This window comes from Acidimicrobiales bacterium, from assembly GCA_036399815.1.
Classification (GTDB): Bacteria; Actinomycetota; Acidimicrobiia; order Acidimicrobiales; family DASWMK01; genus DASWMK01.
Map to the genome: position 1 here is coordinate 46,223 of DASWMK010000177.1, position 12,039 is coordinate 58,261.

The 12,039-nt window shown below is 76.2% G+C and carries 8 protein-coding genes; 2 read left to right on the forward strand and 6 right to left on the reverse strand.

From position 1 onward, the window contains the following. Positions 1-14: 14 nt before the first annotated feature. From VGB14_12990 to VGB14_13010, 5 genes are all read right to left on the reverse strand, one after another. Complete coding sequence (locus VGB14_12990) at positions 15-1,445, reverse strand: metallophosphoesterase (GenBank protein ID HEX9993837.1); 1,431 nt, start codon at positions 1,443-1,445, stop codon at positions 15-17. Positions 1,446-1,493: 48 nt separating this feature from the next. Further along, positions 1,494-3,206: an ABC transporter permease subunit gene (locus VGB14_12995; GenBank protein HEX9993838.1), complete on the reverse strand. Its 1,713-nt coding sequence runs from the start codon at positions 3,204-3,206 to the stop codon at positions 1,494-1,496. Beyond that, complete coding sequence (locus VGB14_13000; protein HEX9993839.1) at positions 3,203-4,000, reverse strand: ABC transporter ATP-binding protein; 798 nt, start codon at positions 3,998-4,000, stop codon at positions 3,203-3,205. The genes VGB14_12995 and VGB14_13000 overlap by 4 nt, the downstream gene beginning before the upstream one ends. Before the next feature lie 310 nt (positions 4,001-4,310). Further along, positions 4,311-5,309, reverse strand: a complete 999-nt coding sequence (locus VGB14_13005) for an ABC transporter substrate-binding protein (GenBank protein HEX9993840.1) — start codon at positions 5,307-5,309, stop codon at positions 4,311-4,313. 205 nt (positions 5,310-5,514) lie between these two features. Beyond that, a complete protein-coding gene (locus tag VGB14_13010; GenBank protein ID HEX9993841.1) occupies positions 5,515-9,675 on the reverse strand; it encodes a DEAD/DEAH box helicase in 4,161 nt (1,386 codons plus the stop codon). A gap of 122 nt (positions 9,676-9,797) precedes the next feature. On the opposite strand from VGB14_13010, the gene VGB14_13015 reads away from it, so the two are divergent. Together VGB14_13015 and VGB14_13020 are read left to right on the forward strand one after the other, a co-directional pair. Further along, a complete protein-coding gene (locus VGB14_13015; protein HEX9993842.1) occupies positions 9,798-10,682 on the forward strand; it encodes a DUF4349 domain-containing protein in 885 nt (294 codons plus the stop codon). Positions 10,683-10,700: 18 nt separating this feature from the next. Further along, positions 10,701-11,291 carry a peptide deformylase gene (locus VGB14_13020; protein HEX9993843.1) on the forward strand — a complete coding sequence of 197 codons (591 nt, stop codon included), beginning with the start codon at positions 10,701-10,703 and terminating at the stop codon, positions 11,289-11,291. A gap of 3 nt (positions 11,292-11,294) precedes the next feature. Here the strand turns inward: VGB14_13020 and VGB14_13025 are convergent. Next, positions 11,295-12,039, reverse strand: a 745-nt coding sequence (locus VGB14_13025) for a hypothetical protein (protein ID HEX9993844.1), incomplete at its 5' end; no start/stop codon positions are given.

A 12,039-nucleotide genomic window follows, 5' to 3' on the forward strand; every position in this document is an offset into this window, starting at 1 on the left:
GGACGGGAGGGTCGTCAGGGGCGGGACGACGGCCCGTCGGTGGCGGTCGCCGGTTCGGCGAGGACGTGGCGCTCGATGCGGGCGCCGCTCCCGCCGAGGCCGGCGACCGTCACCGCGTCGTAGGCGAGGACGTCGAGGGTGTCGGGGTCGAGGTAGAGCACCGAAGCCGTCAGCGGCTCGGGCTCGTCGCCCTGGAGGCCGCGCAGGCCGGCGCCGCCCGTCGACCCCTGCACGAGGAGGACGGCCTCGCCGATGCTCGACTGGCGGGCCGCGTGGGTGTGCCCGCTGAGGACGAGGGGCACGAGCGAGCCGAGCCCGGTGGCCACCCTGGCGTCGTGCACGAGGACGACGTCGGGCGGCTCGGGCTCGGCGGCGACGGCGGCCTCGACCTCGTCGGCGAAGGCGGCGGCGGCCGCCGCCTCGGCCTCGGGGCCGTCCGGCGCCGACTTGTCGGGCGTGTACCGGGGGTCGCCGATCCCCCAGAACCGCACGCCGGCGACGACCTCGCTCCCGCCGTCGAGGACGACGGCGTTGGGCTGGGACGCCACCGCCGCCTGGGTCACGGCCGAGTCGTGGTTGCCCCGCACGTAGACGTAGGGGATGTCGAGGGCGCCGATGCGGTCGATGAACCGGTTCTCCGGCGGCGTGCCCCAGTCGGTGAGGTCGCCGGTGTCGACGACCACGTCGACGGCGAAGGAGTCGATCAGGCGCTCGGCCAGGTCGAAGGCCTGCGGGTTGAGGTGGATGTCGCTGACGTGGAGGACGCGGATGGCCTCGTCGCCCGGCCGGAACGTCGGCAGCCCCTGGGCGGCCTGGTAGACGGTGGCGAGGTTGTCGACCAGCTCGGCCAGCTGGGCCCGGTACTCGCCGAACCGGTCGATCAGCACCTGGGCGTCGCCGACCGCCCTCGGGGCCACGCCGAGCAGGCCGGTGTACTCGGGCTCGGCCAGCGCCTCCGGTCGCCACGTCGCCGCGGTGGCGCCGCCGACCCCGCCGGCGGCCAGCCCGGCCACGACCAGGCCGGTGGCCACGGCCCGCCAGTGGAAGGCGGCGACGGCGCCGCCCACGATGCCGCCGACCAGGGCGGCCAGGGCCGAGCGCAGCGCCAGCGACCGGACGGCGTCGCGGGCGTCGCCGGCCAGCTCCTCCTCGATGGTGCCGAGCACCGACGGGTTCGAGGCGATGCGCTCGGCCTCGGCCACCCGGAGCTCGTCGATCCTCGCCTCGACGGCGACCGGCGCGTCGTGGGTGTCGACCCGGATGGTCCCGAGGGGGCCGAGCCGGACGAGGGTGTCGCCCTCGATCGACGGCCGCAGCCAGAGCGTCGCGTCGAACGGACCGATCTCGACCGGCTGGCGGGCCCCGACCCACAGGCCGAGCGCCGCCCCGGCCAGGCCGAACAGGACGGCCCGCGCCCTCCACCGGCGACGGGCCCGTTCCCTCACCCGGCCGAGCCTGCCCCCGATGGGCGGCCCCGATTCGGGGACGCCGGCCTAGTGGATCCGGCGCTCGAGGGCCCGCAGGCCGAGGGCGAGGAGCGAGGCGAGGGCGACCATCACCAGGATCACGGCCATCATCTCCTCGTACTGGCCCTGGCCGTAGGTGCGCATGACGACGCGGCCGAGGCCCGAGCGGGTGGCGACGATCTCCGACACCACCACCCCGATCACGGCCAGGCTGGTCCCCAGCCGGCAGCCGACCACCAGCGGGCGGCGGATGGCGGGGACGACGACGGTGGCGAGGCGCCGGGCCCGCCCGAGCTCCAGGGTCCTGGCCAGGTCGTCGAGCACGGGCGGCACGGCCTGGGCGCCGACCGACACGTTGATCATCACCGGGAAGAAGGCGAACAGGGCGCCCATCGCCACCTGGGCGTCCGGGCCGAAGCCGAGGATGCCGACGAGGGCGGGGTAGAGGACGAGCTTCGGCACGGCGTTGAGCGCGTCGAGGTAGGCCTGGAGCAGCCGGCGGAGGAGGGTCACCCGGCCGAGGGCGAACCCGGCGGCGGCGCCGAGGGCGGTGCCCAGCAGCGCGGCGACGACGACCTTGCCGGCCGTGGCGGTCAGGTTGGTGCGGAACTCGGCGTCGCCGAACAGCCGGACGAGGGCGGCCGCGGTGGCCGGCGGGGTGGGGACGACGAGGTTGACGGCGCCGACCACCCACCACGCGGCGACCAGCACGGCGGCGATGGCGGCCAGGCCGCGGGCGCCGGGGCGGGGCGCGTCGGGCGGCGGCTCGGCCACCCCCCTCGGCCGGGCCCGATGGGCGGCGACGAGCAGCTCGAGCGCCGCCAGCACGCCGGCCATGGCGACGGCCAGCACGAACACGATGGCGATGTAGGCGTACATGCCGGTGTCGTCGAAGATCTCGTACAGGTAGCGGATGCGGAAGCCGAGGCCCGACGGCGCGGCGACGAACTCCATGGCGATGACGCCGACGACGACGTACACCGCGGCGAGGCGCAGCCCGGCGACGATGTGGGGCGCGGCCGACGGGGCGGCCACGCGGACCAGGCGGGCGGCCCGGGACAGCCCCAGGGTGTCGGCCAGCTTCAGCTGCACGGCGGGCACCGAGCCGAGGCCGACCCAGGTGCTGAGCGCGCACGGGATCGACGCCATCACGCCGGCCAGGATCATGATCGGCCGCTCGTTGATGCCGAGGACGACGAACAGGGCCGGATAGAACAGCACGAGCGGCACCGACATCCCGGCCACGAGGAACGGCTCGGCGGCGAGGCCCAGCCGGGGCCAGCGCCAGAGCGCGGCGCCGACCGCGCACCCCACGACGGCCCCGCCGAGCAGGGCGACGACGACGGCTCGGGCGGTGGGCAGGAGGTCGGCGCCGAGGTCGCCCTCCTGCACCACGAGGCGGGCCCGCTCGAAGACGGCGCCGGCGTCGGGCACGTTGCCGGTGGACCGGGCGTACGCGTCCCACGCCAGGGTGGCGAGGACGAGGCAGGCGAGGAGGCCGCCGGCCTCGACCGCCCACCCCGGCCGCCGCCCCCGGCGGGTGGTCGGCGTGAGGGCGACGGCGTCCGCGGCCGGCGGCGGGCCGGGACGGGCCTCGCTTTCGGTCGCGTCGGTGGCCTGGGGGCGGGCCGGGCCGTCGGCGGGGTCGACCGCGGCGCCGGCCCCTCCGCCGGCCGCCGCGCCCGTGCCGGCGCCGGCCCCGGCCCCGGCGCCGCCCCCGGCCCCGGCCCCGGCGGTCATGCCGGGCCGGCCGTCGAGGCGAGGAAGCCGCGGACGGACTCGGCCCGCAGGCGCTCCCACACCCGGGCGGCGAGGGCGGCGAAGGCGGGGGTGGAGGCGATGGCGGCGTCGCGCCGGTCGTCGAGGTCGACGTCGATCACGTCGATCACCCGGCCGGGTCGGAAGGCCATCACCCACACCTGCTCGGAGAGGAGCAGCGCCTCGTTGATGTCGTGGGTGACGAACAGCACGGTGGTGCCGGTCGCCTGCCACAGCCGGCGCACCTCGGTGCCGACCATGAGCCGGGTCTGGGGGTCGAGGGCCCCGAACGGCTCGTCCATGAGCAGCACCGACGGGGCGAGGGCCAGGGTCCTGGCGATGGCGACCCGCTGGCGCATGCCGCCCGACAGGGTCGCCGGGTAGGCGTCCTCGAAGCCCTGGAGGCCGACGAGGCGGACCATCTCGGCGATCCGCGCCGCCCGCTGCGCCTTCGGCCAGCCCGCCGCCTTCAGCGCGAAGGCCACGTTGCCGGCGACCGTCTTCCAGGGCAGGGTCGAGTCCTCCTGGAACACGACGCCGACGTCGCGACTGGGCGCGGTCACCACCCGGTCGCCGACCAGGGCCCGGCCGGTGGTCGGGCGGCGCAGGCCGGCGACGACGTCGAGCAGGGTGGACTTGCCGCACCCGCTCGGGCCGACGATCGAGACGAAGCCGCCGACCGGCACCGTCCCGGACACGCCGTCGAGCGCCTGGACCGTCGCTCCGCCGGCGCCGGTGAAGCGCACGCCCACGTCGTCGATCTCGATCGCCTTCACCGCAGCCGCGCCTTCCGTTCCCCGCCGGTTGCCGCTGGGCTACCGGTCCCGCGCGCCGGGTTCGCCGCCACCGCAGCCGCGCCGTCGTGCCTCGCGCCGCCGACGACGGCGGCTGGGCTGCCGGCCCCGCGGACCTCGGTCGCCGCCACCGCAGCCGCGCCGTCCCGCTCGCCGCCGGCCCGGTTGACCTGGGTCACTGCAGCCGGTCCGTGCCGTGCGCGGCCGGCGACCGCGACGGCGGCTGCGCCGGGCCTGCGGGCCTCGGTCGCCGGCACTGCAGCCGCGCCCTCTCGCGCGCCGGCCGGCCGGGTCAGAGGTCGGCCCGGGCGTCGTCGGGCAGGTACTGCTGGTCGAGCAGCTCGCTCCAGTCGATCGGCTCGTCGATCTGCCCGGTCGACACCATCAGGTCCGACAGGTTGGCCAGCGCGTCGGGCACGACCGTCAGCGAGTACGCCTGGTCGAGCTCGGGGGTCTCCTCGAGCCCGCGCTGGACGAGGCCGGCGTCGAGCCCCATCACCTCGGCGATGTCGGCGGCGGCGTCCTCGGTGTCGTCGACGACGTAGTCGAAGGCCCGGTCGGTCACCTCGAAGAACGTGCGCAGCTCGTCGGCGTGGTCCTCGGCGTAGTCGCTGTTGACGGCGACCAGGTTCATCGGGAAGTCGCCGATCTCGTCCCTGGCGTCGACCAGCACGGTCCCGCCCGCCTCCACCTTCTCGGTGATGAACGGGTGCAGCGCCCACGCCGCGGTGACCTGGCCCGACTCGGCGGCCACCCACGAGTCGGCCGGCTGGCCGACCTGCTGGCCGGTGATCCCGAGGTCGGGGTGCTCGTTGGCGATGGCCTGGATGGTCAGCTCGCTCGTCGACCCGGCCCGGGAGAACGCCAGCACGGCGCCGTCCAGGGTGGCGTCGGCGTCGGGCGTGATGAACGAGATGTCGTTCACCTGGAACCACGGCGCGACCACGGTCAGGTTCGAGTCCGGCTGCTGGGCGGCCAGCACGACCGCGGTGTTGCCGGCGATGGCCATGTCGGCCTCGCCGCTCGTGGCGATGCGGAGGGTGTCGCCGCCGCCACCACCCGAGAAGAGGGACACGTCGAGGCCCTCCTCCTCGTACCAGCCCTTGTCGATGGCGACCTGGAGGATGGCCATGAACGGGATCGAGTCCGCTCCCGTCGCCGCGATCACGAGGCTGGTGGTGCCGTCGCCGTTCGCGTCGTCGCCGCCACCCCCGTCGTCACCGCAGCCCGCCACCGCCAGCAGCGCCAGCACGCCGAGCACCGCCACGACCTTGCCGAGCCATCCCCGCATCCCCGCTCCCCCTCCCCACCCGGCCGGCCGAGGGCGTCGGGCGGGAGCCGGGCGACGAGTGCAGAGCGCCGAGCCGGCGCTCCCCCTGCAGCATCCTCGCCTCACGCACCCCGCGCCGAGCGTGACCGCCGGTGTTCTTCGAGTGCCGGTCGCATCATACGCGCCCGAGGTGCGGCGGGTCAGCGCGCCCCCGGCGCCCCGGCGGTCAGCGGCGGTCGGCGGCGACCTCCTCGGCCACGCCGTCCACGTAGACGACCTGGTTGGTGCGCACGGCGGGGACGGTGTCGCCGGGGACCACGAGGCCGACGAGGTTGAGCGGGTCGGTGGCGTTGACGGCGACCCGCTCCCCCGTCCTCGGCACCTTGCGCACGTGGGCCAGCTGCTCGGCGGCCGCCGGCAGCGCGTACTGCTCGCCGGAGAACCCGCCGACGAAGCGCCCGCCCCGGACGAGGCCCCGGTCCTCCAGCCGGCGCAGCGCCCACTGCAGCTCGCGCCACGGCAGGCGCAGCGAGTCGCGGACGGCGAGGTCGCGGAACACGACCCCCCACCGGTTCAGCAGCTGCTCGGCGACCGCCTCGGCCAGCTCGTCGCGGTCCAGGTCGGCGCCGGCCGGCGGCACCAGCGACCAGCGCCCCGGCGACGCCCCCGTGCCGGCCGCCACCCGGCCCAGCCGGGACATGCGGCGGGGGCGGGCCGGCGCCCGGTTGCCGGCCACCCTGGCCCGGATCGGGGCGAACCCGTCGGACATCACGAGGCCGCGGGCCACGCCGTCCCACAGGCCCCGCTCGACGTCGTCGGGCAGGCGGCGGGTGGCGGCGGCGAGGTCGCCGGCGAAGCAGGCGCCCCGCTCCCGCAACACCTCCACGACCTCGGCCGTCGCGCCGACGCTGGGCCACCGCGGCTCGCCCCCGGCGTGGGCGGCGGCGAGCAGCCAGGGCAGGTCGCCGCGGAAGACCACCGAGATCGGCGTCGCCTTGCTCGGCGCCGCGGGCGGGGCGGCGGCGTCGTCGCCCGTCCTCGGGGTGAGCCGCAGCCAGGCGACGTCCCCGTCGTGGCACCGCCGGTCCAGCCAGGCCGGCTCGTAGTGGCGCACGCGGCGGGCGAACAGCTCGGCCTCCCACGCCGCCGCGGCCGCCTCCCAGCCCTGGAGCTGCTCGAGCGCGGTGACCAGCCCGGCGTCGCCGGCCAGCTGGGTGCCGGGGGCGACGTGCTGCCACCGGAGCAGGAAGCGCATGAAGTCCTGCGCGGTGACGGCCTCGACGCCCTCCCGCCTCGACCGCCGGGAGTAGGCGTGCATGCGGGCCAGCAGGCGGCGCGCCACCCACTGGGGCCCGTCGGCGCCGTCCGTGTAGCGGCCCTGGAGGGCGAACCCCTCGTGCTGGAGGGCGGCCAGCCCGGCCGCGACCCGGCGGACGGGCAGCGCGGTCGCCTCGGCCAGCCGCTCGGCCGTGGTGACCCCGCTCAGCTCCAGGTGCCCGCGAACGACCTTGGCGACGGCGGCCTCGTCCCCGGCCAGCGCCCGGTGGGCGTCCTCCACCGCCTCGGTGGCGCACCACAGGCCCTCGACGGCCTGCACCCGGCCCCGGGCGGCCAGCTGGGACCACAGCTCGCGCCAGCCGAGGCGGGGCCGCAGGACGACGACCGAGCAGAGGAGGTCGTGGAGGTCGTCCGCCGACGTGGGCACGGGGTCGATCTCGGCGTGCACCCGCTCGACGGCCTCGGGGTCGAGCGCGCCGATCGACGCCAGGTCGACGGCGAGGCCCCGCCGGAGGCGGACGGCGTTCGTGCGCCGGTTCTGGAACTCCTCGTCGTCGAGGAAGGCGTAGGGGCGGGCGGTGACGATCTCGTGGGCGAGGACGGACGGCTCGGTGGTGTCGACGCAGTGGACCCGCACCTCGCCGGCCTCGATCCGGCGCAGCAGGTCCTCCAGCCCGTCGGCGTCGAGGGCCTCGTGGAGCGTGTCGTCGATGGTCTGGCGGACGAGGAGGTGGTCGGGGATGTCGATCGGCCCGGTGACGTTCTCCTGGCAGGCGGCCGCCTGGGGGAACACGGCCGCCAGCAGGTCGTCGGACTCCATGCGCTGGATGGGCGGCGGGTTGCGGCGGCCGTTGCGGTAGCGGAGGACGAGGAGCGCCCGGTTGAGGTTCCACCGCCACCGGGCCTGGAACATCGGCGAGTCGAGGATGGCGTGCTCGAGCGTGTCGCGCACCGTCCGGCTCGACACGTACCGGGGCACCTCGTCGAGCGGGAAGCTGTGGTGCGGGCCGAGCGAGAGGACGACGGCGTCGTCCGTGGCCGCCGCCTGGAGCTCGAAGTTGAACGTGCGGCAGAACTTCTTGCGCAGCGCCAGCCCGAGGGCGCGGTTGACCCTGCCCCCGAACGGCGAGTGGACGACCAGCTGCATGCCGCCGGTGTCGTCGAAGAACCGCTCGAGGACCAGGCACTCCTGGGTGGGCATGGCGCCGAGGGCGGCCCGGCCGACGGCCAGGTAGTCGACGATCATCGTGGCCGCCGCCCCGTCGATGCCGGCCGCCTCGGCGAGCCACGCCCTCGCCCCGTCCGGGTCGCCGGCGGCCAGGTGCGTGTCGACCCGGCGGCGCAGCGCCGACACCTGGGCAGACAGCTCGGCCGTCCTGGCCGGGGCCTCGCCGAGCCAGAACGGGATCGTCGGCGGCGTGTCGCCCGCGTCCCGCACCCGGACGACCCCGGCCTCCACCCGGCGGATCTGCCAGGAGTGGGTGCCGAGCAGGAAGATGTCGCCCGCCGTGGACTCGACGGCCCAGTCCTCGTTGACGGTGCCGATGAACGTGTCGTCGGGCTCGGCCACCACCCGGTAGTCGCCGGTCTCGGGGATGGCGCCGCCGGACATCACCGCCGCCAGCCGGGCGCCCTTGCGGCTGCGGAGCTCGCCGTTGACGGCGTCGTGGTGCAGGTAGGCGCCCCGCCGGCCCCGGCCGGTCTCGATCCCGTCGGCCACGAGGGCGACCAGCTCGTCGAAGCGTTCCCTCGTCAGCCCGGTGTACGGGGCCGCCCGGCGGACGAGGTCGAACAGCCCGTCGGTGGTCCACTCCTTGGCCGCCACCTCGGCGACGATCTGCTGGGCGGCGATGTCGAGCGGCACGAGCGACGGCACGATGGCGTCGAGCTCGCCCGACCGCACGGCGAGCAGCAGCGCCGTGCACTCGACCAGCTCGTCCCTCGTCGTCGGGAACAGGCGGCCCCTCGGGGTGCCCGACCGGCTGTGGTTGGAACGCCCGACCCGCTGGAGGAACGTGGCGATGCTGCGGGGCGAGCCGACCTGGCACACGAGCTCGACCGGCCCGATGTCGATGCCGAGCTCGAGGGAGGCCGTGGCCACCAGCGCCTTCAGCTCGCCGGCCCGCAGCCGGGTCTCGACCCGGTGCCGGCGCTCCTTCGACAGGCTGCCGTGGTGCGCGGCGACCACGTCGTCCCCGAGCCGCTCGCCCAGCTGGTGGGCCAGCCGCTCGGCCAGCCGGCGGGTGTTGACGAACACCAGCGTCGTCCGGTGGCCGCCGACCAGCGCGGCGATGCGGTCGACCATGTCCGCCATCTGCTCGGCCGACGCCACCGCCTCCAGCTCGCCGTCCGGCAGCTCGAGGCCGAGGTCGAGGCGGCGCTGGTGGCCGACGTCCACCACCGCCGGCAGGGGGCGGGCGCCGACGAGGAGCCGGCCGACCGTCTCGATCGGCCGCTGGGTGGCCGACAGCCCGACCCGCACGGGCCGGCGGTCGCACAGCGCCTCCAGCCGCTCGAGGGTGAGCGCCAGGTGCGATCCCCGCTTGTCCCTCGCGACGGCGTGGATCTCGTCCACGATCACGGTCTCAACGGTGCGCAGCGCCTCCCGGCCCCGGCCGCTGGTGACGAGCAGGTAGAGCGACTCCGGGGTGGTGACGACGAAGCTCGGCGGCCGCCGGAGCATCGACGCCCGCTCGGCGCTCGTGGTGTCGCCCGTGCGCACGGCCACCCGGATCGGGGCCGGGCGGACGCCGAGCTCCGCCGCCACCGCGGCGATCTCGGCCAGGGGCCGCTCCAGGTTCTCGGCGATGTCCACGGCGAGCGCTTTCAGCGGCGAGACGTACACGACGCGTGCCCGGTCGGCGACGGGCTCGCCCGCGTCGTGCGCCCGGTACAGCGCGTCGATGGCGACGAGGAACCCGGCCAGGGTCTTGCCCGAGCCGGTGGGCGCGGCGATCAGCGTGTCGACCCCCGACCTGATCAGCGGCCACCCCTGCTCCTGGGGCGGGGTGGGCCCCTGGGGGAAGCGCCGCGCGAACCAGGTGCCGACGGCCGGGTGGAACCCGCCGACCGCGCCGGCCGGCCCGGCGAAGGGGAGCTCGAGCGGCATCGCGACCACGGGCCGATCGTAGGCAGGGGGTGTGACAGGAACCGGCCGCCGCCGCCGGAGGGCGTCACCGACCCGTAACGGGCGGCGGGAACCGGCACGGACCGGACGGACGTCACACCGGCATGACCCGACGACTCCTGTGGTGCCTGCTGGCGGTCGTGCTCGGCGGAGGCCTCGTCGTCGCGGGGTGCTCGGCCGGCGACGAGGACGAGGACGGGACCGCGGCGAGTGGCGGGGACGCGGCCGCGCTCGACGAGGGCGGCGGCGAGTCCGTGGAGGGCGGCGGCACCGGCGGGGACGCGGTCGCCCTGCCCGAGGGGCAGCCGATCAGCCTCGAGCGGTCGCTCGTCTTCACCGCCCAGGTCCGCCTGGAGGCCGAGGACGTGCACCGGACCGCCGACCGGGCGGTCGCCATCGCCGAGACGGCCGGCGGGTTCGCGGCCGACGACCGGCGCTCGGCGGGCGAGGAGCCGTCGGCCGACCTCGTGCTGCGCGTCCCGGCACCCCGCTACGCCGAGACGTTGGTGGAGGTGAGCGACCTGGGCGAGGTCGTCGAGCAGTCGGCGTCGGCCGAGGACGTGAGCGAGCAGGTCGTCGACCTCGAGGGCCGGATCGCGACCGCGAGGACGAGCGTCGAGCGCCTGCGCGGCTTCCTCGACCGGGCGGCCACCGTGACCGACATCGCCAGCCTGGAGGGCGAGCTGTCCCGCCGGGAGGCCGAGCTGGAGTCGCTCGAGGGCCGCCTCGCCGTGCTCGACGACCAGGTGCAGCTGTCGACGATCAGCGTCTCGATCGACGGTCCCGGCCAGGCGGCGCCCGCCGAGGAGGACGAGGGCGGGTTCGTCGGCGGGCTGAGGAAGGGCTGGCGGGCGCTCCAGGCGACCACGGCGGGGACCCTGGTGGTCATCGGCGCCCTGCTCCCGTTCGTGCCGATCGCCTTCGCGCTGGCGCTGGCCTGGCGCCTCGTCGACCGCCGCCGCCACCCGAGGACGGTCGCCGCCGACTGAGGCGGCATGCTGGTCGGCATGGAGATCGTCCAGGCCGGCCACCCGCTGCTCCGGGTGGCGGCGCCGCCAGTCGCCCGGGACGACCTCGGCTCGCTGGGGCCGCTCGTCGCCGACATGGTCGAGACCCTGCGAGCGGCGCCCGGGGTCGGCCTGGCCGCCAACCAGGTGGCGAGGCCCGAGCGGCTGGCGGTGATCGAGGACCGCGCCGAGTACCACACGGACCTGCCGCCGTCGCTCCTCGCCGAGCAGGAGCGGGCGCCATTCGACCTCCGCGTCCTCGTGAACCCCGTGTACGAGCCGGTCGGCACCGAGGTGGCCCACTGGTTCGAGGCCTGCCTGAGCGTCCAGGGGTACGCGGCGATCGTCCCCCGGTGGCGGCGGGTCCGGCTCTCGGCCGTCGACGTCGGCGGCGAGCCGGTGACGCTGGAGCTGTCGGGCTGGCCGGCGCGGGTGGTCCAGCACGAGGTCGACCACCTCGACGGGATGCTCTACGTCGACCGCATGCTGACCCGCTCGTTCGTCTCGCGGGAGGCGTACCTGGCGACGTGGCGGCACCACCCGATCGCCGGGTGCCTCGAGGCGTTCGGCATCGCCGCCCCGGGGGCGTGAGGCTCAGCGGGCGGGGCCGGGGGGTGGGGCGGCGCCTCGAGGGGGGACGTCGACGCGGTCGATCACGTGGGGCTGCGGCTCGGCGCCGGGCTCGGGGGTGAGCCAGCTGGCGGTCCGATCGGCGTCGGGGGCGAAGCGCCACCGCTTGCAGACCTTGTCGACGCCGATGGCGTAGACGGTCAGGCCGCCGTCGGGTCGGACGTGCAGGCGCAGGAAGTTCTTGTACCTGGTCCTGCGCATGGCCGAGAACGCCTCGTTGCCGTGGCTGCCTCTGGCCGGCAGGTTGGCGAGCGCGAGGTAGGCGCCGAACACGGCGCCGCCGGCCACGCCGCCGACGACGAAGGCGACGACGGCGGCGAGGGGGGACGACTCCTGGTCGGTGACGAGGTCGACGACGTCGATGGCGAGGAGCGACACGGCGGCGACGGTGGCGACCTGGGCGGCCGCGTGGGCCAGGCCCATCAGGGCCCGCACGGCGAGGCGGAGCCAGCCGGCCCGGATCGCCGGGGGCGGCTTGGCGAAGCCGACGAGCGCGCCGGCCAGCGACAGGACGAGGAACAGCGAGAACGGGTCGCGCACGAGGCCGAGCAGCAGGTCGGCAAACCCGAGCTCGCCGTCCCCGGCCGCGCCGCCGGCCCGGCGGCCGAACTGGTTGCTGCGCAGCAGCACGACGTGGAAGGCGCCGAGCAGCGCGGCGAAGGTCGGGTTGCGGAGGGGCAGGGCGATCGACCCGGCGAGCAGGCGCCGG

What these genes read in the sequence shown, in the direction of transcription:
- VGB14_12995 (HEX9993838.1), bottom strand. Translation starts at nt 3,206, where the DNA reads ATGACCGCCGGGGCCGGGGCCGGGGGCGGCGCCGGGGCCGGGGCCGGC.
- VGB14_13005 (HEX9993840.1), bottom strand. Translation starts at nt 5,309, where the DNA reads ATGCGGGGATGGCTCGGCAAGGTCGTGGCGGTGCTCGGCGTGCTGGCG.
- VGB14_13010 (HEX9993841.1), bottom strand. Translation starts at nt 9,675, where the DNA reads ATGCCGCTCGAGCTCCCCTTCGCCGGGCCGGCCGGCGCGGTCGGCGGG.
- VGB14_13015 (HEX9993842.1), top strand. Translation starts at nt 9,798, where the DNA reads ATGACCCGACGACTCCTGTGGTGCCTGCTGGCGGTCGTGCTCGGCGGA.
- VGB14_13020 (HEX9993843.1), top strand. Translation starts at nt 10,701, where the DNA reads ATGGAGATCGTCCAGGCCGGCCACCCGCTGCTCCGGGTGGCGGCGCCG.